Here is a 21,546-nt window from a genome sequence, read left to right as displayed (position 1 = left end):
CCTGCATTGTTCACACGGGTGGACGGCCAGGCCTAGGCGATGCGTACGCCCCGTGCCAGCTTTCGGGCAGGGGTTCGAAGTGCGCGCCACCCCAACCGCATCAGCAGCGCAGACAGCGCCAGCTGAAGCCCCAACCCAACCGGCCACAGCGGTGATTTCTGTCCCAGGTACGTCGGCTGGACAACGCCGTTGGCGCACGGGACCGTACCGTCGGGACCTGCCATCGCCTGACGGGCTGCCTGGCTGATTCCCTCGATGGCACCGATCGAAGCGAAACCCGCCTGGCTTGTACGGTCGCGGTAGGGGATGGCATCGGCTACCACCACGAAGGGGTTCATTCCCAGCAGCCACGCAACCCGCTCCGTTCGGAGGGCGGGTTGTTCCCGGAGCGGTCCGGAGCAGGTGTATGCAGGCCCGAACGGTCCGGACTCCAGCGGCGCGTATTGGCGGTATTGGGGATTGCTGGCCATGACCGTGCCCTGGGTGAGGCCTGTACCGAGTCCGAAGGATATCAGCGTGCCAAAGACCAGCCCGGCCACCGTCAGGTAGGTCACGACGATTGCAAACAAGGGTCGCCCTGCCAGGGCTGAGATCCCCACGCCCAGGGCACACACGATTCCCACTTCCACGGCCAGCATCAGCAGCGCAACGAGCACATGTCCCGGCGTCATTCCGCCGAGCGCCACGCCGATAACCAGGAACGGTGCGCTGGCCACCAGAAACGCCAGGGCTGCCAGCCAGGCGGCAAAGAACTTGCCCCACAGGATTTGGCCGGGCTCAAGCAGGGTGACCTGCAGAATCGCCAGTGTTCCTCCCGACCGGTCGCCCGTAATGGCGTTGGCAGACAACGCGGGCGCAACGAGCAACGCGAACAGCAGGACAAATGCCAGGACCACTTCAAAAATCATGGAGCCAGGGCCGGAGGGCTCCGGCGTCGGGAAGCCGCCGTATGCCTCCTGGGCAGCCTGCGATGCGTTCCAGCTGGCCCAGGTCAGCCACGTGACGACGCCGGTCAGGACAAACCAGATGGCCAGCATGATGTACCAGCCCCGTGAACGCAGCCGCTGCTTGAGTTCAAGGACCACCACGTCCCTGATGCCGGCAAGGTATGCGGCGGGGGCTGAGGTTCCGGCGGTATCCTGCCGGTTGTCCATTGATTGGCTCACTGCAGCTCCCCCTCGAGGTTCATGTAGGTCTCTTCCAGCGCGCCGGTTGCGGGCGCAAAGGACGTAATTCCGACGCCGGCCAGCACCAGGTCGCGCAGGAGGCGCTCCGCATCGCCGTCGTTATTCAGCATCAGGGTTACTGCCGGACGGCGTCCCTCCTGGCGGCGGAACACAAGTCCCAGCTCCGTCAGTTTGGCGGCAAGGGCCGCCGGGTCGGACGCGGAAACGGCGTAGCGCCGTCCGGCGGCGGCCGCCTCCGCCGTGGTCTGCTGGCGGACAGTGCGGCCCTTGTTGACAAACACGGCGCCGTCCGCGATTTCGTCAAGTTCGCTGAGAACATGGGAGGAGACCACTACGGCTTTCCCCTCCGCCGCCAGCTGCCGCAACATCATCCGGAGCTCCACCCTCGAGCCAGGGTCCAGGCCGGAGGCAGGCTCATCCAGGAGCAGGACGGACGGATCATGGATCAGTGCGCGCGCAAGGCTGAGGCGCTGCTGCTGGCCACGGGACAGCACCCGGGCGGACTGGTCGGCGAGCCCTGCCAGCCGGACCCGTTCCAGCATGTTGCTGACCCGCCCGCCAAGGCCTTGGGCAGGCAGACGGTAGAAGCGGGCCATCTGCGTCAGGATCTCGCGGGCAGTCAGCGACTCCCACACACCAAGCGTGTCCGGCATCCAGCCCAAGTGTTTTCGGACCTCGGCCCGATCGTGCCGGGGGTCAAGCCCTCCCACGCTGATGGTGCCCTCATCCGGAGCCAGCAGCGACGCCAGCATCAGCAGGAGCGTCGTCTTGCCTGCGCCGTTGGGCCCGATCAGGGCGGTCACCTTGCCCGCAGGGGCGTGGAAGTCCATGTGCTCCACGGCCCGGACGGCACCGAAGCTTCTGCTGACACCCCGTGCCGATATTCCACCTGCGGACTCCGGCCCGGCCGGATGTCCCGGCACCTCAGAAATCATTGCCATGTATACGCACCTGTCCCCCACAGTTCCATGCCTTCAGACCTACCGAGCCTACGCCTGCTCCTTGTCCAGCAGGCACCCTCCGGCGCTGAAAATGGTCACAATTCAACCGCGGGCTGCCGGCGGCGATAAACTGGAGGCAGAAGTCGCGCCGTCAATGGCGTTAGTTCCCAGTCAGGGCCAGCACAGCGTTAAGGCTGTGTGGCCGGACTCCAATTGACCAGTGAAGGTACGCGCATGAGTACGCCCACTACCGAAGTGCACAACGGCACGCAGCTGCAGGGCCTCGCCGAGGGCCGTGCGGTGACCAAGCAGCTTATCGTGCAGAAGTTCGGCGGATCCTCCGTAGCGGACGCCGACGGCGTCAAGCGGGTGGCCAAACGCGTGGTGGACGCCCAGACTGCAGGGAACGAAGTGGTTGTGGTGGTTTCGGCCATGGGTGACACCACTGACGAGCTCCTGGACCTCGCCGGCCAGGTGACCGATGCGGCCCCCGCCCGCGAAATGGACATGCTGCTGTCTGCAGGCGAGCGTATCTCGATGGCCCTGCTGGCCATGGCCATCAACAAGCTGGGCGCCTCTGCCCAGTCATTCACCGGTTCGCAGGCCGGCATGATCACCGACGGCATTCACGGCAAGGCCCGGATCATCGACGTCGACCCCCACCGGATCCGCACGGCTTTGGACAAGGGCAACATCGCCATTGTGGCCGGCTTCCAGGGCATGAGCCGCGCCACCAATGAAATCACCACCCTGGGCCGCGGCGGCTCAGACACCACTGCCGTGGCGCTTGCGGCCGCCCTGGAAGCAGACGTCTGCGAGATCTACACGGACGTGGACGGAATCTACACGGCCGATCCCCGCGTGGTCCCTTCCGCCCAGAAGATCGAGCGGATTTCCAGTGAGGAGATGCTCGAACTTGCGGCCTCCGGGGCCAAGATCCTGCACCTGCGCTGTGTGGAGTACGCCCGCAGGTTCGGCGTCCCCCTGCACGTCCGCTCGTCATTCAGCCAGCATGAAGGCACCTGGGTCATCCCCAGCGCCGAAGACAAGATCACCACACAAGAGGGAGTTGCCTTGGAGCAGCCAATCATCTCCGGCGTTGCGCATGACCGTTCCGAAGCCAAGGTCACGGTAGTTGGTGTCCCCGACATCCCGGGCAAGGCAGCCGCTATCTTCCAGGTCATCGCCGATGCCCACTCGAACATCGACATGATCGTGCAGAACGTCTCAACCCACGGCACGGGCCGCACGGACATTTCCTTCACCCTGCCCATCGTGGAAGGCGCTGACGCCCTGGCGGCCCTCCACGCGGCGCAGGACCAGATTGGATTCGAGTCCATCGAGTACAACGAGCAGATCGGCAAGCTGTCGCTGATCGGCGCGGGGATGCGCTCCCACCCGGGCGTATCGGCGACGTTCTTCAAGGCACTCTCCGACGCCGGCATCAACATCAACATGATTTCCACCTCCGAGATCCGCATCTCGGTGGTGACCCACGCAGATCTGCTCGATGAGGCTGTCCGCGTCATCCACCGGGCCTTTGACCTGGACAGCGAAAACGAAGCTACTGTTTACGGTGGCACCGGCCGCTAGCCGTAGAACCCAAAAAGCCGGGCCTCCTCCGTTACAACGGAAGAGGCCCGGCTTTTTGTTTGCCCTGCATTATTGTCCTGCTGCGGAATACCCGTAACAGCCTGGGCTGGTTCAGCCTTGCCTGTCGAGATCTTCGCGGCGTACAGCGTAGTGATGGCCGGTCGAGTCGGTTTCCACGATAAAGTGCGTCAACTCCTCTTCCGAGGCCTGCTCGAAAGCGTCGTGCCTGTGCACCACGGGTGAACCCGAGTCCAGCCGCGCGGCTGGCCCAAAGAAGAACCGGAGCCTGTCTGTAAGGCTCATGAACCCGCTGACTACATGTGCCACTGTTTCCACCCCCTTCCCGGATATCGGGGGGAATACGCCCTGCCTCCTTGCGGGAGCCAGTGCCCTTATTCTAAGCCTGCAGGCGCCAAAAGGCTCCCGGCCGCCGGCCCGGCCGGATCAGCGGAGTGATCTGTCCTCCGGATTCCTGGGGACAACATAGGTGCTGCCGTCAGGCCGCGTCACGGTCTCCCACTGCTGGGTCTCGGCTTCGCGCTGGGCCAGGAGCCGCCGGTTTTCTTCGGTCATGTCGTGGACCAGGGATGAGCGGTTTGCGGGGCCGAAGATGGCCCGGAGCCTGCCCGTGGCCCGCATAAAACGTTGCGAGGCATTTTCCTTGCCCTGTGAGTTGGCGTTACCCATGAAACCCGCTCCTTGTCTGACGCACTTCCTGCACACAGTGTACTCTAATAGTTAGTGCACTAACAGTTGGAGGACGCATGCAAACGGTACACAACATCGAGGCGGCACAGGACGAAGACCTGCTCCTCGAGCACCAACTGTGTTTCGCCCTGACCGTGGCCGCGCGGAGTGTTGTGGGTGCGTACAAGCCCGTCCTCGAACGGCTCAACCTGACCCACCCGCAGTACCTGGTGATGTTGTGCTTGTGGGAGGAAAGTCCACGGACCGTCCGGAATATCAGTGACGCACTCGCCCAGGAACCTGCCACCATCTCACCGCTCCTCCGCCGGCTTGAAGCAGCCGGGCTGATTACGCGACGGCGCGTGCACGGCAACGAGCGCGCCCTCGCCGTCGAATTGACGGAGGAAGGCGCGGCGCTCCGGGCGGAGGCCCTTAAGGTTCCGGGAACCATGATGGAACGGCTGGGGTTGACCCGGGCCCAGGTCAGCGAGCTCCACACCTCCATGATGGGGCTCATTGCTGCCACATCCGATCAGAGACAGACGCAGGACCAGCAGTAGAATAAAGGGATGAAGGACAGGGCACGGTCCACAAGCAGGACGTCGGGCAGGATCTCCGGGCGGGCGGTGCCCACAAACGTGGCCTCCAAGCGCCGAACGCGGACGCAGGCCGTTGCCCTGCTGTTGGCCGCAACCCTGCTTTCGGCATGTTCCCCGGGACAGGGCGGCGGTACCCCTACCGGAGGAACGTCCGCAGCCCCCACCCCCTCAGCCACCGCATCGGCCGAGCCGTCGAGCAGCCCCTCAGCCGACGCCGAAACCTCCGTCCCTGCCCCCGCCCCCGAACCTTCTGCCGCCCCTTCAGGGCCCGGCCAGGGCAACGTCGAGCTGTCAATCATCATCACCCCGTCCGAGGGACAACCGGAGACCAGCTACACCCTGGTCTGTGAAGACGGTGTCCCTAACGCCGAGAGCGTGCATCCTGCCCCTGAGGCAGCCTGTGCCGCATTGAAGGAAAACGCCGGCCTGCTCAGCACCTCCGGGCCCGGGACTGAGGCGGCCTGCACGCAGCAGTACGGCGGGCCGCAAAAAGCCACCGTCACGGGAGTTGTGGACGGGGTACCAGTGGATGCGGAGTTCGCGCGCACCGACGGCTGTGAAATCAGCACGTGGGATGCGGCAAAGGACGTTCTTGGTGTTGCCGGTGGAGCCTAGGCTCCTGGCGGCGGACGAATGGCAGGTGCTGGAGGAAGCCCACCACCAGCGTGTCAGCCGCTACGCGGACCCATACCTCGCCCGCAGGTCAGCAGGCAAGAAGCATCCGGTGGAAGACTTCCTGTTCACCTACTACACGCATAAGCCGGGACAGTTGCGACGGTGGCACCCCGGCGCAGGGCACGTCCTGCTGGGCCGGGAAGCTGCCGAGCGCTCCGGATGGAAGCATTACCGGCAGCTCGACGACGGCGAGCTCGCCCTCCTGGGGCTGCCTGAAGGAAGCACCGCCGTCGCCTTTGACCGGGACGCTTTCCTCGTGGACCGCCGCGAGGCACTTGCCTTCGCAAATATCATCCTGCGTGGAACTGCAGCCCGCCCCGCCCAGTTCGGCTGCTTCGGGCTGCACGAATGGGCGATGGTCTACCACCAGGACAGGTTCGACCTGCGCCACGAGTATCTGCAGCTGCGGTTGGGACCTGCCGGAACGGACAAAGTGGTGGAGGACAACCGGATCCGCTGTACCCACTTCGATGCGTTCCGCTTTTACACAGCCGATGCTGTCCCGCTCAATGAGTTTGCGCCGAGCCGGGAGAGCCAGCGCCACCTGGAACAGCCCGGCTGCCTCCACGCCAACATGGACTTGTACAAGTGGGCCTACAAGCTGCTGCCGGCCCTGCCCAGCGAACTGGTCATGGACTGCTTCGAGTTGTCCTGGCGGATCCGCGCCATGGACATGCAGGCCTCCCCCTATGACCTGGCGGAGTGGGGCTATCCCGCGATTCCCATTGAGACGCCCCAAGGCAAGGCGGAGTACGTGGAGTATCAGCGCTCTTTTGCCGCTGAGGCAGCAGCACTTCGGGAAAAGCTCGCCGTTGGGCTGGATACAGTGGCCAGGATGGTGCCCGCGTGATCGACCTGACCGTCAGGCTTCGGGAAAATCCTGACGCCGCCGAATACGTGTTCCGGCTGGTGGCCGACGGTGGTACGGCAAAACCTGACAGCACCGTACCTGACCCCGATGCCGCCCTGGCGGCCGTGGAACAGTACGGCGAAAGTATCTTTTTCCCCAAACCCGGCCCGCCCCGGTTGTGCACGCAGCAGTACGGCGGGCCCCAGGTAGCGGTGGTCACGGGAACATTTCACGGACGCAGCGTCGATTCCGTGTTCACCCGGACCGACGGCTGCGAAATCTCCCGCTGGAAAGCCATGGCTCCTTTGCTCGGGGGCGCCGGCGGAGGATCCGGGCGCACCTAGGCCCGTTGGACAAAAGACAGGATCCCGGGCGGTTGAACGCCCGGGATCCTGCCTTTGCTAGGTGAAGCCGTTAGGCGGCAGGGATTGCGTCCACGAGTGCCATCTGCGGGGCTCCCGCAGGGGCGACGGGCGCAGCGCCCACCTGGACGTTGACCCAGGTCTTGATGCCGTTGCTGCCCAGGCTCAGCCGGGACAGGTAGGCACCGTCAGCGAGACCGGTCCAGGACAGTGTTGCCGAGGTAGCGGTTCCGTTCGGAGCCAGGATCGGATTTGGTTCAACCGTAAGGTTCCCTGCGTCACCTGCAAACGTCACTGCTTGGACGGAGGCGCTGGCCGCCCCGTTGTCAGGCGTCGAATAGAGGTTGGCCACGATGTAGTACGTTCCCGAGCGGGGAGACTGCAGGTCCAGGAATTCACTGGCGGAAGCGGTTGCCACCTGGGTTGCCGTCAGGCTTCCCGCGGCGTTGGGTGCATACACCACCATGTCCCAGTCGACGTCGTCCTTCTGCGCCTGCACACCGAGGCGGGCGAATGAGGCTCCCTGCGGGACCGTCACCTTGACGACCGCGTTGTGCTCGTCGTCACGGGCAGCGTACTCACCGGGGGTCTTGGTGATGGCGGTCTGGTTCAGCGGAGCCAGTCCCTCCACCCCCACGTTGATGGGGTTGTCCGAACCTGACACCAGTTCCATCGTGCCGCTCCCGTTGCCCGTGGCCGAGCTGAAGGAGAAGGACGGAGCGATCTGGGCATCAACGGGGCGGATGGCGATGGGTGAGCTCACTGTCCGTGGGCCCTTCCAGGTGAGGGTTCCTGTGCTGAACTTGCCCACCGGGGCGCTCAGGTTCCTGATGGTGAGGGTAACCTCGCGGGTCTGGCCCGCCTTGGCGAAGTTCAGCGCCTTCGGCTCCACCTGGACGTCAAAGCCGGGCATGCTGACCTCGGGCCGGTACATTCCGGGGACGAGGGCGGTCAGCTTGCGCTTCACCTGGACCTCACCCACCAGGCTTCCCAGTGCGATGGACGGAACGTTCAGGTCCCGTGCAGCGATGGTGCCTGCCTGAGGTGCGCCGGTGTCCACGCCCTGGCCGTTGAGGAAGCCAAGCCAGTCTTTGATGCCGGAGTTGTAGACCAGGCCCGGATCCAGGACCCGGGTTGAGTCGATGTGGCCGGCGCCGCCCTGGAACGGATCCACGTTGGGCGAACCGTCGGCGTTCACCAGCGGGTAGGCAGTGGTCATCATGGCCGACTTGACCGTCGCGGGAGACCAGGTGGGCTGCTTGCCAAGCACAAGCGCGCCGAAGCCGGCAATATGCGGGGCAGCCATTGAAGTACCGGACATAAAGCCGAACTGGTCACCGTCATTACCAATGGTGGACACACCCGCCAGGACGTTGACGCCCGGGGCAGCGATGTCGGGCTTCAGGAGGTCGCCACCGGCGGCAAGTGTGGGCCCACGGGAGGAGAAGCCGGCAATCTGTGGTGCCGGGGAAGCGGGTTCGCCTGTGCGGTCTCCCTTGACCAGGCTGACTGTCAAGGCGGAGTTTGCTTCCAGCTTCGACTTCAGTTCCAGGCTCTTGGGGGCGTTGACGTGGACAGTGGGCAGCACATGGTTATCAGCATCTTCGGAGCTGCTGGTGAGGTTCACCAGGATCATGCCCACGCCGCCCTTGTCCTGGACTTCCTGGCTCTTCGCTGTCCTGTCCACAACACCGCGGTCGCAGACAACTACCTTGCCTGCTACCTTGGCAGCGTCCAGGGTACCGGGGCCGCAGAGGTTGGCGTTCGCTGCTCCTGCTGCTGCCGCTGCCGCTGCAACCACCACAGGCTTGTCAGCAACTTCGGACTTCATGATCGATGCTCCGCGGTATATCGATCCGTCGGAGACCTTGACCGTGCCCAGAAGGTCACTGGGGAACGTTGACGCGGCAACGGTCGTGAGCCACGGGGAGGCGTGGTTGACGGTGGACACAGTGGGACCGGAGTTTCCGGCGGAAGCGGAGACGAAGACACCGGCAGCGGCCGCGTTGAGGAACGCCAGGGCCACGGGGTCGGTGGTGTTGTTGTTGTTTCCGGAGATGGAGTAGTTCAGGACGTCGACGCCGTCTTTGATGGCCGCCTCGACTGCCTCGACGGAAGCGGAGGAGTAGCAGCCTCCGGTGTCAGGGTTGGTGTCTTCCCAACACACCTTGTAGACCGAGACTTTGGCAGCGGGAGCAACGCCGGAGCTCTTGCCGAAGCTCGAGCCGTCGATCACCTGTTCCACGTTGGCGTTGCCGGCTGCGGTGGTGGCGGTGTGGGTACCGTGGCTGCCTACGTCCACCGGGGAGATGAGTTCCTCCGGGGCCCGGTTCTCAGGAGCGACGTACTGCATGAAGGTATCTGCGAAGTACCTGGCGCCTACCACCTTGGAGTTGCACAGGGAGCCGTCGAACGAAGCCCCCGAGCCCTGGCCCTTCTGGCATTCACCCTCAAACGTGGTGCCGTCGGCCTTGAGCATGGCGATGCGGCCCTCGGCAGTGCGGTAGGGCACGCCTACCTGCGCCGGGCCGCTGAGCGGCTGGACCGGGTCACCCTGGAGGAAGGGATTGTCCGGAGCGTAGCCGGAGTCTATGACCCCCACAACCACGCCCTTGCCCGCGTTGGCTTCGCCGCCGAACTGCTTGGCCCAGACTCCGTCGGGGCCCGTCAGCTTGAGGAAGTCCGTGGTGGTGTAGTCAGGCTTGTTCTCCACGTCGGGTGCGACCACCAGCACGCGCTCGTCCTTGGACAGCTCCATGGCCTGGGCAGCAGTGAGTTCTGCGGTAAAGCCATTGAGGGCAGCGGTGTACTGCTTTCCCGGGGTGACTCCCTGGCTGGCAGCTACGTCCCTTTGCTGCTTGCGGAGGTGTGCGTCGTAGGCCTTGTAATTCGGGCTTCCCGCGTCCAGCTTCCGCCCGTTCTGCGGCTTGGTGGCGCCGAGCCCTGCCGTCTCGCCTTCATAGGCTGCCGCGGCTGCCCCTGCCAGGACAACAATGTAGCGCCCGTCCTTGAAGTCGGCGGGTGCAGTTTTCCTGGCAGTGACTGCGTTGTCCTGCCCGGCCGGCGCCGCGGTGGCGGGACTCATGGCCATCGAGGTGAGGAGGAGCGGCAAGCCCACGGCAAGCGCCGCAGCCTTCCGGAATCCCCCGCCCCGCATGGGGCTCTTTCCAGTAGATCTCACGTGCAAACCTTTCACGATGTACCGGCCCAGCCAAGGGTTGGGGGCCCGAAACGACTTGGCATGGCACGCGAAGTTACAGATCTTGTCATTTCGTGAGACCAGCCGATTCAAAGAGTACAGACTGAGAGCGAAATATGACATAGGACACAAAAGGGAAATTTAAGCCAGTCAAAGGGAGTGGCGGGAACACCCGCCGGACACTAAAAAGGGCGCCCCGAAGGGCGCCCCGAGGGACCGCGCACCAAGCATTGGTTCCTACTGGCGCGGCGTGCGGACTACGTCGCTGATCCACTGCCTGGTCTTTTCATCCACGGGTCCAGCCACCCTGTTGTCCTTGGCGAAACGGTCGGCCTTAATCTTCTGGAGCACCATGCGGCCCAGCCCTGCGAACACCGCTGCAGCGACCATGGGCAACAGCACGGATTTCGGTTTATCAGCCATTCAGCAATCCTAGTGACGCCTCACGCTCAACTCCAGATCCCGTGGCGGAAACCCTGTGGCGTGATGCCGGGCGCGGCAGGAAACAAGCACTCGCCGGGGCCGAATCAGCGGAATACAGTGTGTGGCGCTCCGGCCGGTAGAATGGACTGGCAAGCTCGCGGAGCGCCCGTCCTCAACGTCTGACACAATGTCTAACACAACGTGTTCCGGACACCAGGAACGGCGTGAGACGGCACCACTCCGCTGCGCCCTTACCCAAGCTCACGCACAGGAGTTACCGGATGCCCCGGATCGTTGTTGACGTCATGCCCAAGCCCGAGATTCTGGACCCGCAGGGGAAGGCGATCGTCGGCGCGCTCCCCCGTTTGGGTTTCACCAGCTTCAGCTCTGTCCGCCAGGGCAAGCGTTTCGAACTGACGGTTGACGGCGAGGTGACCGAGGACATCCTGGCCCAGGCGCGCGACGCCGCAGCCACCCTCCTGTCCAACCCCGTGATCGAGGACGTCGTCAACGTCGAGGTCGTCGAGGCCTGACATGACTGAACTTCCCCTGATCGGCGGAGCACCCGCCTCCGACGCTCCCGGCGCCGGCAGGCTCGCGGGCGCAAGGATCGGCGTCGTCACCTTCCCCGGGACCCTCGATGACCGTGACGCCGCCCGCGCCGTCCGCCTCGCCGGCGGCACCGCCGTCGAACTCTGGCACGGTGACAGCGGACTCGGTGACGTGGACGCTGTAATCATCCCCGGCGGCTTCTCCTACGGCGATTACCTGCGCGCCGGCGCCATCGCGCGCTTCGCGCCGCTGATGTCCAGGATCATCGACGCCGCCAACAGTGACGCCAGGCTTCCCGTCCTGGGCATCTGCAACGGCTTCCAGATCCTCACCGAATCGCACCTGCTGCCTGGTTCGATGATCAAGAACGACCACCTGAAGTTCCTGTGCCGCGATCAGGTGCTGCGCGTGGAAAACAGCAACACTGCGTGGACCGTGGATTACGAAGCGGGCCAGGAGATCACCATCCCGCTGAAAAACCAGGACGGCCAGTACATCGCGGATGAAAAAACCCTGGACGCCCTTGAGGCCGAGGGCCGCGTAGTGTTCCGCTACGTCGGTTTCAACCCCAACGGCTCACGCCGCGACATCGCCGGCATCTCCAACGCCGCCGGCAACGTGGTGGGCCTTATGCCGCACCCCGAGCACGCTGTGGAGCCGGGCTTCGGCCCCGAGTCCCTCGATGGCATCGGCGGGTCGGACACCGACGGCCTGGGCTTCTTCACCTCCGTACTGACCAAGATTGTGGGAGCCGGCAAGTGAGCATCGACACCACCAAGAAATTCAACATTGACACCGTCGAAAACGCCGCGAAGACTCCGGACACCGGGCTGCCGTGGGCCGAACTGGGCCTGAAGCAGAACGAGTTCGACGAGATCGTCAAAGTCCTGGGCCGCCGCCCCACCGGCGCTGAACTGGCCATGTACTCCGTCATGTGGAGCGAGCACTGCTCCTACAAGTCCTCCAAGAACCACCTGCGCCAGTTCGGCCAGAAGGTCACGGAGGAAATGAAGAAGGACATGCTGGTGGGCATCGGCGAAAACGCCGGCGTGACCAACCTGGGGGACGGCTGGGCCGTGACCTTCAAGATCGAATCCCACAACTCGCCGTCGTTCGTTGAGCCCTACCAGGGTGCCGCAACCGGCATCGGCGGCATTGTCCGCGACATTATCTCCATGGGCGCCCGCCCCGTGGCCGTCATGGACCCGCTGCGCTTCGGTGCCATCGACCACCCGGACACCGCCCGCGTCATGCACGGTGCGGTTGCCGGCATCGGCGGCTACGGCAACTCGCTGGGCCTGCCGAACATCGGCGGCGAAATGGTGTTCGATTCCGTCTACCAGGGCAACCCGCTGGTCAACGCCCTCGCCGTGGGCGTCATGCGGCACGAGGACATCCGCCTGGCCAATGCCTCCGGCAAGGGCAACAAGGTGGTCCTGTTCGGTGCGCGTACCGGCGGCGACGGGATCGGCGGCGCCTCCGTGCTGGCATCCGAGTCCTTTGACGACACCAAGCCGTCCAAGCGCCCCGCCGTCCAGGTGGGCGACCCCTTCGCCGAGAAGGTCCTGATCGAGTGCTGCCTGGAGCTCTTCAAGGGCTCGCTGGTGGAAGGCATCCAGGACCTCGGCGCGGCAGGCATCTCCTGCGCCACGTCCGAGCTCGCCTCCAACGGCGACGGCGGCATGCAGGTGGAGCTCACCTCCGTGCTGCTGCGCGACCCCACGCTGACCCCGGGCGAGATCCTGATGTCCGAGTCGCAGGAACGCATGATGGCCGTTGTCACGCCGGAGAACGTGGAAGCGTTCGAGGCCGTCATGGACAAGTGGGCCGTGGAGTACTCCTGGCTCGGTGAGGTGACCGACACCGGCCGCCTCATCATCACCTGGGAAGGCGACGTGATCGTCGACGTCGATCCCCGCACCGTGGCGCACGACGGCCCGGTCTACGACCGTCCATACGCCCGTCCGGAATGGCAGGATGCCGTCCAGGCCGACACCTTCACCGGCTCCGTGCAGGACGCAGGCCGTCCGGCTGCCCCGGCTGAACTGGCCAAAGCCGTCACCGAGCTGGTGGCATCGCCGAACATGTGCTCCAAGTCCTGGATCACGGACCAGTACGACCGCTACGTGGGCGGCAACACCTCCATGGCGTTCCCCGACGACGCCGGCGTGGTCCGGGTGGACGAGGAAACCGGACTGGGAGTTGCCTTGGCCACCGATGCCAACGGCCGCTACACCTACCTGGATCCGTACCATGGTGCACAGCTGGCCCTGGCTGAGGCCTACCGCAACGTGGCCACCTCGGGCGCCGTCCCGATGGCCGTCAGTGACTGCCTGAACTTCGGCTCCCCGGAGGACCCGGATGTCATGTGGCAGCTCGCCGAAGCCATCCGCGGCCTGTCCGACGCCTGCATGGTGCTGGGCATCCCGGTCACCGGCGGCAACGTCTCGCTGTACAACCAGACGGGCACCACACCCATCCACCCCTCCCCCGTGGTGGCAGTCCTGGGCAAGCTCGACGACGTTGCCCGGCGCACGCCGTCGGGCTGGCGCGAGGACGGCCAGGCCATCTACCTGCTGGGCACCACGGGTGCTGAGCTGGACGGTTCCGAGTGGGCGAACATGCGCGGCCACCTGGGCGGCCAGCCGCCGGAGGTTGACCTCGAGGCAGAACGCGCGCTGGGCGAAATCCTGATCAATGCATCGCGGGACGGCATGATCGACTCCGCGCACGACCTCTCCGAAGGCGGCCTCGCGGCAGCCCTCGTGGAATCCTCGCTCCGCTACGGCGTGGGTGCCCGGATCGCGCTGCAGGATGTCCTGGACCGGGACGGCGTGGACCTGTTCACGGCGCTCTTCTCCGAGTCCCAGGGCCGCGCCGTCGTGGGCGTCCCCCGCTCCGAGGAAGTCCGCTTCACGGACATGTGCACCGCCCGCGGCTTCGCCCACACCCGCATCGGCGTGGTGGACGCGGCCAGCGGCACCCTGGAGATCAACGGTGTGGAGGCGCTGTCCCTGGACGCCCTCCGCGAAGCGCACGAGGGTACGCTGCCGAAGTACTTCGGCTAAGGTCCCGGCACCGCTGCATCGGGTCCGCGCCTGATCCGGACGTCCCACCCCTGACCGGGTGCGGACGTCCTGATGGGCGCGGATTTCCGCTTTAATCGTGCTGTGCGCACGTTGCCGCGGTACCTCAGTGTCCTGCTGCTGCTGATCCTTGTCACGCTGGCTGCGGCACCAACACCCCAGACAGCAGCGGAAGCCGTGTATCCCCGGAGCATGGCTGCCCTGGGGGACTCACTGAGCCAGGCCAATAATGCATGCTGCCGGCCCGGCGACCAGCCGGCACAGTCCTGGTCAACCGGAGACGGTCCCGGTGATGGCGTGGCCAGCCACTACGAACGGCTGCTCCAGCTGGGCCCGGCCATCAGGGGAAACAACGCCAATCACTCCGTCAGCGGGGCGAAGGCTTCGGATTTGCCGCGCCAGGCTGCGGCAGCAGCCGGGCACCGGCCCGAATATGTCACGGTGCTGATGGGCGCGAATGATCTTTGCACGTCATCGCTCGAGACCATGACGCCGGTGGAGGACTTCAGGGCCTCGGTGACCCAGGCATTGGAAATACTGGACCGGACGGAGCCACGGCCCCGGGTATTCGTCAGCAGCATCCCCAGCCTTTACCAGCTGTGGCATGTCCTTCGAGAGGACCCTGCAGCGCAGTCCGCCTGGTCAGCTTCGGGGGCCTGCCAGTCAATGCTGGCCGTTTCTGCCAGCGAGGAGGCCCGGCAGGAGGTGGTCCGGCGCCAGGAGGCCTTCAACGCCGCCTTGGCACAATCGTGCGCCCAGTACACAAGCTGCCGCCATGATGGCGGAGCCCTTTACGCGCATGTGCCGAGCCCGGAGGATATGAGCATCCTGGACTACTTCCACCCGAGCCTCAGGGGCCAGTCCACACTCGCCGACATAACTTGGACAGAGGCGTGGGAGGCCCGGTGATCAATCCTCGCTGTGGTGGTCCCGCTGGCGTGCGCTGAGCAGTTCGAACTCCGGGCGCGCAGCCACAAAGCGTTCGACGGCGTCCAGCACTTCCACGAGGTGGGCCCGGTCGGCTGCCACCAGGCCGACGCCGACCTGCGAGCGCCGGTGCTGGGCGTGATCACCCACCTCCGCGACCGAAACCTCGAAACGCCGCTTGATGTCAGCCAGCAAGGGCCTGATCACCGAGCGTTTTTCCTTCAGGCTTTGGACGTCTCCCAGGAGGATGTCGAATTCGATCCAGCCGATCCACATGGCTTCAGCCTACCGAAATACTGATGCTGCTCAGATGGTGAGTTCGCCCATCGAATCCCAGCCCTCGCCGTCGAGCTGGCGGCTGATGATCCTCGGGGTCTCTGCCAGGGCCTGTGGCATGTCCGCCATGGCCTGCTTGAAGTGGGCGCTGTTGACATGGTCCCCGGCGGCGTCGTCCTTGAAAGCTTCCACCAGGACGAACTCGTTCGGATCGTCAAGGCTGCGGGACCAGTCGAACCACAGGTTTCCCGGTTCCTGCCGGGTGGCCGCTGTAAAGTCTGACACCAGGCCCGGCCAGCGCTCCGACCATTCCGGCTTGACCTTGAACTTAACGACGATGAAGATCACGTGGGGTTCCTTCCGATGCAAGAGTACGTGCCCCTTCAATGTACCGGGAGGTCACGTAGCGCTGCGCGGCACGGGTGACCAGTCCGCCGGCGGCGTAGAACCAGTTGGCTGGTTTGCTGAATGCCTGGATCCGAAGGAACACCTCCCCGCGGCCATTGATTTCCACTTCGAAGGATTCTTCACCCCTGGCCGGGTGCCCGGGCAGCGTTCCGTAGCCGAACCCTGCGGACTGCGGCATTCCTTCGGGCGCAGGCTGCCGCACCCATACCACCTGGCACGGTGCATTCAGCCGGAAGGGGCCAGCGCCGAAGCCGCTGACCACCCTCGCGCCCGGCTCTGCCGACGGCGAATCGGAGCGGACCCGCAGCCCGGCCCGCCGCTGCAGCTCCCAGGCAAGGATGCCTGCTGCGACCTGCCGGTACACCCCTATGCCGTTGCCAAGAAAGGCCTCCTCCAGGACCCGCGGGTAGCCGGCGGGGGCAGTGCCGTGCTCCGTGCCGCCAATTCCGGGATAGTTGAGCCCGCCCGCAGCCGGCCTTTTCTCAGGCATGCGTTCCACCGGCCGAACCGCTCAGGCGCGCCCACCCGAGCTGTTCCTGCTGCTTCCTGCTGAGGCCTGCCACCACCAGGTCGTAGGAGTCTTCCACCATGTCCCGGATCATGTCATCGGGAAGTGCCCCGCCCAGCCGCACGCCGTTCCAATGGTTCTTGTTCATGTGCCAGGCTCCGGTGATGTCCGGGTGCGCGGAGCGCAGCTGCACTGCCAGGCCTGGCTCACATTTGAGGTTTACATACCCGTCCGTGGTCATCGGGGACAGCGCAAAGACCTTCCCCTCCTGGCGGGCACCGGCGGCACCGTGAGCCCGGACCTTGAAGACGGCAATCTCCGGGCCGAAGGGGTAGTCCTCATACGCTCCGGGAAACGAGAGGCATATCTTCCGCAGTGCGTCGGGTTCCATCCAGGAAGCCTATAAAGCCGTTGCGTCCAGTGCTAGTCTGCGAGGATGTCACACGATCAGGGATCGATACCTGTTCTGGACCTGGGCAGGGCACGGCAGGCCAACGGCGCATTCAGCCCCGACTTCATCGAGCAGCTGCGGAACGCCACCCACAACGTGGGCTTCTTCCAGATCACCGGGTACGGTGCAGCCCCCGGCCAGGCCGAGCAGCTGCTGGACGTGATCAGGAGGTTCTTTGCCCTGCCGCTTGAGGAGCGCCTGAAGCTGGATAACCGGCTTTCACCGCACTTCCGCGGCTACACCCGGATGGGCACAGAGGTCACCCAGGGAAGGGCGGACGCGCGGGAGCAGATCGACTACTCGCCTGAGCGGCAGCCGGTAATGGACTACCCGGAGGACCAGCCGTTCTGGTTGCTGCAGGGCCCCAACCTATGGCCTCATGAATCCTTCCCGGAACTTGAACCGGCCGCCATGGAGTGGGCCGCACTGATGTCCTCGGTGGGGATGGAGCTGCTCAGGGCCATCGCCGTGTCCCTCCGGCTGCCGGAGAATTACTTTGACGAACCGTTCCGGGATTCACCGGCCTGGATGGGGAAGCTGGTGCATTACGTGGGCGGAGTGGTGGAGGCCGCCGGAGACCAGGGCGTGGGTTCACATGCCGACTACGGATTCGTCACGCTGTTGCTCCAGGACGACGTGGGCGGATTGGAAGTCCGGCCGCCCGGAGCCGCCGGCTGGGTTCCGGTAGAGCCTGTTCCGGGCGCACTGGTGGTGAATCTGGGTGAGATGCTGGAAGTTGCGACGGAGGGATACCTGGCTGCCACCATCCACCGCGTGCAGGCGCCTCCGACGGGGGTGGACCGGTACTCCGTTCCGTTCTTCTGGTCCCCGCGGCTTGATGCCGTGATTGATCCCGTACCGCTGCCGCCGGAGCTGAAGGCTGCAGCGAGGGGAATCACGGATGACCCGGCCAACCCGCTTTTGGCCTCGTTTGGCCTTAACATGCTGAAGGGCAGGATGCGGGCGCACCCGGATGTCACGGAGCGGCACTATCCGGAGCTGCTGCAGCGCTGAGTGTACGGCGGGTTGTCAGAGGTTGTATTTCCAGGCCTGCTGTGCCGGGCAGCTGTCCATGACAACGTCCAGCCCTGCTGCCTTGGCCCGCTCCGCGGCGGCCTCATCAACAACCCCCAGCTGCATCCATACGGCCTTTGCGCCTACCGCAATGGCCTGGTCCACCACGTCCCCCACCCTGTGGGAATTGACAAAGCAGTCCACGACGTCGATGGGTTGCCTGGCAGCAGGAATGTCCAGAAGGCTGGAGTACCCGGTTTCACCGTGGACCGGCTCTCCGGGCAGGTTGACGGGAATGATCTCCATCCCCAGCCTGTCACGGATGAACAGCGAGGTGTCGAAGGCAGCGCGCCACTCGTTGGTGGTCAACCCGACGATGGCCCAGCGGCCTTTGGTGCGCATCAGGCGTTCCATGACTGCAGGATCGTTAGTATGGCCCATTCGCCCAGCCTACGCGGAGGAAACGTGGGGCGGGCGTAGTGCCGGCCAGTGTCCGGCTAACGGCCGAACTTCTCCAGCCATTTAGCACCTGGAACAGGTTTGGGCCCTGACGCAGCTCCGCCCCCCTGCGCTCCCGGACCCTGCCCTGCTTCCGGCAGCACCCCGGGAGCAGGACCGGCCCCCTGTCCCGACCCGTGGCCTGCAGGTGATGCGTTCCCGCTGCCCGTACCGCTGGCGGGATCCGGCCGGGCGGCTCCGTTCACTCCGGCTGCCGTGCCCTGCGAACCTCCCGAAGCGTTCTTTTCCGGTGCGTCCCCTCCGTCCTGCCCATGAACCGCAGGAAGCTGCCCGGGTTCCTGCCTGCCCTCCTCCCGGGCCTCGGGTGCCGGGGCGTGCAAAGACGGCTCGGATGACGGCAGGTCTTCCGGCGGGTCCTGGGCAAGGACGTTTTCATGGCCGGCAGGGCCGCCGCCGTGCCCGCGGACGTCCCCACCATCGCCGTCATTGTCATGTGCCTGAAGGAACCCCGGCACGCTGTCCGCCGGGCTGCGGAGGGTCCAGGACGGCGCCCAGTCCTCGAGCAGTTGCTGTACGGAGGGGCTGCCGTCTTTGGCAGGACCGGTGGAACTGGCCGCCACGGTGCCCACACCCATTCCCATGCCCGCCACCAGGGCCAGTCCGGCCACAGTCGTCCGGTGGGCACGGAGCCGTCGGCGCCGCCCAAGGTCGTCAACCGCCATTACGGTTCCCTCATTGCCCTGATGCGGGTCCTCCTCCGAGGTCTCCCCTGCAGGATCAACACTCAGCAGGGCAGCGAGTTCTCCGGACGGGGGCGGGACCGGCAGATCCGCCAATGACGTGACAGCGAGGAGGACGCGACGGAGCTCTCCGTCCTGCTCCAGGCCCGCATCAAGAAGCATCCCGTCAACAGCGGCTGCTGTGTGGTCCGTTTGTGGTGTCATGGCTTCAGGTATTCCTTCACGTCCGCGAGTCCCCGGAGCTTGAGGATGGCCCGCCGCTGGAGTTGCTTCACAGCACCCTCGCTTTTGCCCATGGCCTCCGCTGACTGCTCCACGGTGAGCCCCGCCACGAGGCGGAGGGCCAGTACTTCCCGCTGGTCCTGCGGCAAGGCGTCCAGCAAGCCCAGGACTTCCTGCGGCGAAATCCGTTCCAGCGCTTCGGTCTCAGCGGACAGATCTTCGCGGTGGTCCAGTTCGGGTTCGAAGGGCAATTTGGCGGGGGTCCGGCTCTGGCGCCGGTGGTCGTCCACCATCCGGGCGTGGGCTACCGAAAAGATGAAGGTACGAAGGCCTGCGGCTCCCCCGTGAACAGTGTCAAGCCGCGGCAGGACGGAGAGGAACACTTCCTGCATGACCGCCTCCGGATCCTCGACTCCCCGGGCTGTGAGATAGCCCAGAACCTGTGATGCATATGTCCGGTAGACAACGCTGAAAGCAGCTGTCCCGGCGGGTGCGTCCCGCACGGCCTCATCTGCCAGGGCATCGGTCACAGACGTAGTGCTTTCAGTCAAAGAGGGGTTGTCATGATGGAGAACCTGTCCGGCGTGCGGAGCTTTCCCCGGCATCACTTTACCGCTCAGTAACCCTTGCACCGGAACGCCACGCGTCCTCGCTTCCGGTCCGGCATGGCAGCTGCCCCTGCCGCCGGAAAGTGAAAGAGCCGGCCTGGAACGTGATGGGGGACAAGTTCCAGACCGGCGCTACATAGGGGTAATCGCTGCAGGTACGTCCGGGGTTACGCATGCAGGAGAAAATGTTGAAAAACTTTTTTGACCCGGCCTCCCCCGGGCAGGCCCGGTGTTCAACAGAGCACGCCCCTCGGTGTCCGGGAGCACAAAAGCGGCGGGCCACCTGCATGGTGGCCCGCCGCCGTCGTAATTCCTGGGGGCTAATCGTTGATGAGGTCGTTCACCACGATGGTCTGGTCCCGGTCCGGCCCCACGCCGATGGCGGAGAACCGCGTACCGGACAGTTTCTCGAGGGCCAGCACGTAGTTGCGCGCGTTCTCGGGGAGGTCCGCGAGGGTGCGGGCGCCGGTGATGTCCTCGGTCCAGCCCTCGAAGTACTCGAAGATCGGCACTGCGTGGTGGAACTCGGTCTGCGTCATGGGCATTTCGTCGTGCCGGACGCCGTCAACGTCGTAAGCGACGCACACCGGGATCTGCTCGATGCCCGTGAGCACGTCCAGCTTGGTGACAAAGTAGTCCGTGAAGCCGTTGACGCGCGAGGCGTGGCGGGCCAGGACGGCGTCGTACCAGCCGCAGCGGCGCGGCCGGCCGGTGTTGACGCCGAATTCTCCGCCGGTCTTCTGCAGGTAGACACCCATCTCGTCAAAGAGCTCGGTGGGGAACGGCCCGGCGCCCACGCGGGTGGTGTAGGCCTTGATGATGCCGATGGAGCGGGAAATGCGGGTGGGTCCGATGCCCGAACCAACGGAGGCGCCGCCTGCTGTCGGGTTGGAGGAGGTCACGAACGGATACGTGCCGTGGTCGACGTCGAGGAAGGTCGCCTGGCCGCCTTCCATCAGGACCACCTTGCCCTCGTCCAATGCCGTGTTCAGGACCAGGGTGCTGTCGATAACCAGCGGGCGGAGCCGTTCGGCAAAGGACAGGAAGTAGGTCACGATCTCATCGACCACAACGCTGCGGCGGTTGTAGACCTTGACCAGGAGTTCGTTCTTCTGGCGCAGGGACCCTTCCACCTTCTGGCGGAGGATGGATTCGTCGAAGACGTCCTGCACGCGGATGCCCAGCCGGGCCACCTTGTCCATGTAGGCCGGACCGATGCCGCGCCCTGTGGTGCCGATGGCGCGGCTGCCCAGGAAGCGCTCGGTGACCTTGTCCAGCATCTGGTGGTACGGGGCCACCAGGTGGGCGTTGGCCGAAACACGGAGCTTGGAGGTGTCCGCACCCCGGGCCTGCAGGCCATCGATCTCCTGGAAGAGGGCCTCGAGGTTGACCACGCAGCCGTTGCCGATAATGGGGACTGCGTTGGGGCTGAGAATGCCTGCCGGCAGCAATTTGAGTTCGTACTTTTCACCGCCTACGACGACGGTGTGCCCGGCGTTGTTGCCGCCGTTCGGCTTGACGACGTAATCAACACGGCCTCCGAGAAGATCGGTGGCCTTGCCTTTTCCTTCGTCGCCCCACTGGGCTCCTACGATCACAATTGCTGGCATGGGATCCTCCCCCATTCGTTCGGGCTGCCCGGTACCGGCCACAGCGTGGCGGCCCTGCACAGCGCCGTTCATGAGAATGCCCCGAACGTACCGGCCTTCGCCGGCCCGCGGGAGGCGCAGCGACGCAAGAGTTCCGGGGCTCTTACCACCCAAGTTTAGCCGATGAGTG

24 protein-coding genes are annotated in these 21,546 nt (G+C 65.2%); 10 read left to right on the top strand and 14 right to left on the bottom strand.

Translation table 11 applies throughout. From position 1 onward, the window contains the following. Nucleotides 1-32: 32 nt before the first annotated feature. Nucleotides 33-1,166: an ABC transporter permease gene (locus tag CXX84_RS11135; protein ID WP_223253067.1), complete on the bottom strand. Its 1,134-nt coding sequence runs from the start codon at nucleotides 1,164-1,166 to the stop codon at nucleotides 33-35. Then, complete coding sequence (locus CXX84_RS11130; RefSeq protein WP_223253066.1) at nucleotides 1,163-2,128, bottom strand: ABC transporter ATP-binding protein; 966 nt, start codon at nucleotides 2,126-2,128, stop codon at nucleotides 1,163-1,165. Before CXX84_RS11130 ends, CXX84_RS11135 begins: the two co-directional genes overlap by 4 nt. Before the next feature lie 234 nt (nucleotides 2,129-2,362). Here CXX84_RS11130 and CXX84_RS11125 point away from each other — a divergent pair, with 234 nt between their 5' ends. Continuing rightward, on the top strand, nucleotides 2,363-3,721 hold the full coding sequence (locus CXX84_RS11125) for an aspartate kinase (protein ID WP_102976771.1): 1,359 nt from the start codon (nucleotides 2,363-2,365) through the stop codon (nucleotides 3,719-3,721). A 111-nt stretch (nucleotides 3,722-3,832) separates the two neighbouring features. On the opposite strand, the gene CXX84_RS11120 is transcribed toward CXX84_RS11125, so the two are convergent. Together CXX84_RS11120 and CXX84_RS11115 are read right to left on the bottom strand one after the other, a co-directional pair. Beyond that, on the bottom strand, nucleotides 3,833-4,048 hold the full coding sequence (locus CXX84_RS11120) for a hypothetical protein (protein WP_102976909.1): 216 nt from the start codon (nucleotides 4,046-4,048) through the stop codon (nucleotides 3,833-3,835). Nucleotides 4,049-4,165: 117 nt separating this feature from the next. Then, nucleotides 4,166-4,408 carry a hypothetical protein gene (locus tag CXX84_RS11115; protein ID WP_102976770.1) on the bottom strand — a complete coding sequence of 81 codons (243 nt, stop codon included), beginning with the start codon at nucleotides 4,406-4,408 and terminating at the stop codon, nucleotides 4,166-4,168. A 77-nt stretch (nucleotides 4,409-4,485) separates the two neighbouring features. On the opposite strand from CXX84_RS11115, the gene CXX84_RS11110 reads away from it, so the two are divergent. The 4 genes from CXX84_RS11110 to CXX84_RS11095 are packed head-to-tail and all read left to right on the top strand — an operon-like array spanning nucleotide 4,486 to nucleotide 6,876. Next, entirely contained in the window at nucleotides 4,486-4,968 is a 483-nt protein-coding gene (locus CXX84_RS11110; protein ID WP_102976769.1) for a MarR family winged helix-turn-helix transcriptional regulator, read from the top strand. Between the two features lie 9 nt (nucleotides 4,969-4,977). Further along, complete coding sequence (locus CXX84_RS11105) at nucleotides 4,978-5,622, top strand: SSI family serine proteinase inhibitor (protein ID WP_102976768.1); 645 nt, start codon at nucleotides 4,978-4,980, stop codon at nucleotides 5,620-5,622. Continuing rightward, a complete protein-coding gene (locus tag CXX84_RS11100; protein ID WP_189337566.1) occupies nucleotides 5,582-6,532 on the top strand; it encodes a 3-methyladenine DNA glycosylase in 951 nt (316 codons plus the stop codon). The genes CXX84_RS11105 and CXX84_RS11100 overlap by 41 nt, the downstream gene beginning before the upstream one ends. Beyond that, a complete protein-coding gene (locus CXX84_RS11095) occupies nucleotides 6,529-6,876 on the top strand; it encodes a serine protease inhibitor (RefSeq protein ID WP_102976766.1) in 348 nt (115 codons plus the stop codon). The genes CXX84_RS11100 and CXX84_RS11095 overlap by 4 nt, the downstream gene beginning before the upstream one ends. Before the next feature lie 70 nt (nucleotides 6,877-6,946). Here CXX84_RS11095 and CXX84_RS11090 read toward each other — a convergent pair whose 3' ends face one another. Together CXX84_RS11090 and CXX84_RS11085 are read right to left on the bottom strand one after the other, a co-directional pair. Further along, complete coding sequence (locus CXX84_RS11090; protein WP_102976765.1) at nucleotides 6,947-10,051, bottom strand: S8 family serine peptidase; 3,105 nt, start codon at nucleotides 10,049-10,051, stop codon at nucleotides 6,947-6,949. 279 nt (nucleotides 10,052-10,330) lie between these two features. Then, the gene (locus tag CXX84_RS11085; protein ID WP_102976764.1) at nucleotides 10,331-10,516 is read right to left on the bottom strand and encodes a hypothetical protein; all 186 of its coding nucleotides are present in this window, start codon (nucleotides 10,514-10,516) and stop codon (nucleotides 10,331-10,333) included. Nucleotides 10,517-10,797: 281 nt separating this feature from the next. Between CXX84_RS11085 and purS the strand changes: the two genes are divergently transcribed. From purS to CXX84_RS11065, 4 genes are all read left to right on the top strand, one after another. Then, complete coding sequence (purS, locus tag CXX84_RS11080) at nucleotides 10,798-11,049, top strand: phosphoribosylformylglycinamidine synthase subunit PurS (protein ID WP_050056479.1); 252 nt, start codon at nucleotides 10,798-10,800, stop codon at nucleotides 11,047-11,049. A 1-nt stretch (nucleotide 11,050) separates the two neighbouring features. Further along, complete coding sequence (gene purQ / locus CXX84_RS11075; RefSeq protein WP_102976763.1) at nucleotides 11,051-11,830, top strand: phosphoribosylformylglycinamidine synthase subunit PurQ; 780 nt, start codon at nucleotides 11,051-11,053, stop codon at nucleotides 11,828-11,830. Further along, nucleotides 11,827-14,136, top strand: a complete 2,310-nt coding sequence (purL, locus tag CXX84_RS11070) for a phosphoribosylformylglycinamidine synthase subunit PurL (protein ID WP_102976762.1) — start codon at nucleotides 11,827-11,829, stop codon at nucleotides 14,134-14,136. Before purQ ends, purL begins: the two co-directional genes overlap by 4 nt. Before the next feature lie 102 nt (nucleotides 14,137-14,238). After that, entirely contained in the window at nucleotides 14,239-15,063 is an 825-nt protein-coding gene (locus CXX84_RS11065; RefSeq protein ID WP_189337565.1) for a GDSL-type esterase/lipase family protein, read from the top strand. Here CXX84_RS11065 and CXX84_RS11060 read toward each other — a convergent pair whose 3' ends face one another. The 4 genes from CXX84_RS11060 to CXX84_RS11045 are packed head-to-tail and all read right to left on the bottom strand — an operon-like array spanning nucleotide 15,064 to nucleotide 16,664. After that, nucleotides 15,064-15,357 (bottom strand): DUF503 domain-containing protein, encoded by a 294-nt coding sequence (locus CXX84_RS11060; RefSeq protein WP_102976760.1) that lies wholly within the window; start codon nucleotides 15,355-15,357, stop codon nucleotides 15,064-15,066. Nucleotides 15,358-15,387: 30 nt separating this feature from the next. Further along, nucleotides 15,388-15,705 (bottom strand): putative quinol monooxygenase, encoded by a 318-nt coding sequence (locus CXX84_RS11055; protein ID WP_102976759.1) that lies wholly within the window; start codon nucleotides 15,703-15,705, stop codon nucleotides 15,388-15,390. Further along, nucleotides 15,686-16,255, bottom strand: a complete 570-nt coding sequence (locus tag CXX84_RS11050; RefSeq protein WP_102976908.1) for a DUF1990 family protein — start codon at nucleotides 16,253-16,255, stop codon at nucleotides 15,686-15,688. Before CXX84_RS11050 ends, CXX84_RS11055 begins: the two co-directional genes overlap by 20 nt. Next, the gene (locus CXX84_RS11045; RefSeq protein WP_102976758.1) at nucleotides 16,248-16,664 is read right to left on the bottom strand and encodes an MmcQ/YjbR family DNA-binding protein; all 417 of its coding nucleotides are present in this window, start codon (nucleotides 16,662-16,664) and stop codon (nucleotides 16,248-16,250) included. The genes CXX84_RS11050 and CXX84_RS11045 overlap by 8 nt, the downstream gene beginning before the upstream one ends. A 45-nt stretch (nucleotides 16,665-16,709) precedes the next feature. Between CXX84_RS11045 and CXX84_RS11040 the strand changes: the two genes are divergently transcribed. Beyond that, complete coding sequence (locus tag CXX84_RS11040) at nucleotides 16,710-17,738, top strand: isopenicillin N synthase family dioxygenase (RefSeq protein ID WP_102976757.1); 1,029 nt, start codon at nucleotides 16,710-16,712, stop codon at nucleotides 17,736-17,738. A gap of 15 nt (nucleotides 17,739-17,753) precedes the next feature. Here CXX84_RS11040 and CXX84_RS11035 read toward each other — a convergent pair whose 3' ends face one another. From CXX84_RS11035 to CXX84_RS11020, 4 genes are all read right to left on the bottom strand, one after another. Continuing rightward, nucleotides 17,754-18,179, bottom strand: coding sequence for a CoA-binding protein (locus tag CXX84_RS11035; RefSeq protein WP_102976756.1), 426 nt, complete (start codon nucleotides 18,177-18,179; stop codon nucleotides 17,754-17,756). A 56-nt stretch (nucleotides 18,180-18,235) separates the two neighbouring features. Continuing rightward, nucleotides 18,236-19,141 (bottom strand): hypothetical protein, encoded by a 906-nt coding sequence (locus CXX84_RS11030; protein WP_102976755.1) that lies wholly within the window; start codon nucleotides 19,139-19,141, stop codon nucleotides 18,236-18,238. After that, the gene (locus CXX84_RS11025) at nucleotides 19,138-19,689 is read right to left on the bottom strand and encodes an RNA polymerase sigma factor (RefSeq protein ID WP_102976754.1); all 552 of its coding nucleotides are present in this window, start codon (nucleotides 19,687-19,689) and stop codon (nucleotides 19,138-19,140) included. The genes CXX84_RS11030 and CXX84_RS11025 overlap by 4 nt, the downstream gene beginning before the upstream one ends. 398 nt (nucleotides 19,690-20,087) lie before the next feature. Continuing rightward, the gene (locus CXX84_RS11020) at nucleotides 20,088-21,377 is read right to left on the bottom strand and encodes an adenylosuccinate synthase (RefSeq protein ID WP_102976907.1); all 1,290 of its coding nucleotides are present in this window, start codon (nucleotides 21,375-21,377) and stop codon (nucleotides 20,088-20,090) included. Between the last annotated feature and the right edge of the window lie 169 nt (nucleotides 21,378-21,546).

The sequence above is a fragment of the Arthrobacter sp. AFG7.2 genome (assembly GCF_002892835.1).
Taxonomy (GTDB): domain Bacteria; phylum Actinomycetota; class Actinomycetes; order Actinomycetales; family Micrococcaceae; genus Arthrobacter.
Note: the sequence above shows the minus strand (reverse complement) of the source record. Positions and strands in the feature narration are given on the sequence as shown.

Coding starts and splice junctions, on each gene's coding strand:
- CXX84_RS11130 (WP_223253066.1), bottom strand. CDS start 2,128: ATGGCAATGATTTCTGAGGTGCCGGGACATCCGGCCGGGCCGGAGTCC.
- CXX84_RS11125 (WP_102976771.1), top strand. CDS start 2,363: ATGAGTACGCCCACTACCGAAGTGCACAACGGCACGCAGCTGCAGGGC.
- CXX84_RS11115 (WP_102976770.1), bottom strand. CDS start 4,408: ATGGGTAACGCCAACTCACAGGGCAAGGAAAATGCCTCGCAACGTTTT.
- CXX84_RS11110 (WP_102976769.1), top strand. CDS start 4,486: ATGCAAACGGTACACAACATCGAGGCGGCACAGGACGAAGACCTGCTC.
- CXX84_RS11105 (WP_102976768.1), top strand. CDS start 4,978: ATGAAGGACAGGGCACGGTCCACAAGCAGGACGTCGGGCAGGATCTCC.
- CXX84_RS11100 (WP_189337566.1), top strand. CDS start 5,582: ATGCGGCAAAGGACGTTCTTGGTGTTGCCGGTGGAGCCTAGGCTCCTG.
- CXX84_RS11090 (WP_102976765.1), bottom strand. CDS start 10,051: ATGCGGGGCGGGGGATTCCGGAAGGCTGCGGCGCTTGCCGTGGGCTTG.
- CXX84_RS11085 (WP_102976764.1), bottom strand. CDS start 10,516: ATGGCTGATAAACCGAAATCCGTGCTGTTGCCCATGGTCGCTGCAGCG.
- purS (WP_050056479.1), top strand. CDS start 10,798: ATGCCCCGGATCGTTGTTGACGTCATGCCCAAGCCCGAGATTCTGGAC.
- purQ (WP_102976763.1), top strand. CDS start 11,051: ATGACTGAACTTCCCCTGATCGGCGGAGCACCCGCCTCCGACGCTCCC.
- CXX84_RS11060 (WP_102976760.1), bottom strand. CDS start 15,357: ATGTGGATCGGCTGGATCGAATTCGACATCCTCCTGGGAGACGTCCAA.
- CXX84_RS11050 (WP_102976908.1), bottom strand. CDS start 16,255: ATGCCTGAGAAAAGGCCGGCTGCGGGCGGGCTCAACTATCCCGGAATT.
- CXX84_RS11045 (WP_102976758.1), bottom strand. CDS start 16,664: ATGGAACCCGACGCACTGCGGAAGATATGCCTCTCGTTTCCCGGAGCG.
- CXX84_RS11040 (WP_102976757.1), top strand. CDS start 16,710: ATGTCACACGATCAGGGATCGATACCTGTTCTGGACCTGGGCAGGGCA.
- CXX84_RS11035 (WP_102976756.1), bottom strand. CDS start 18,179: ATGGGCCATACTAACGATCCTGCAGTCATGGAACGCCTGATGCGCACC.
- CXX84_RS11030 (WP_102976755.1), bottom strand. CDS start 19,141: ATGACACCACAAACGGACCACACAGCAGCCGCTGTTGACGGGATGCTT.
- CXX84_RS11020 (WP_102976907.1), bottom strand. CDS start 21,377: ATGCCAGCAATTGTGATCGTAGGAGCCCAGTGGGGCGACGAAGGAAAA.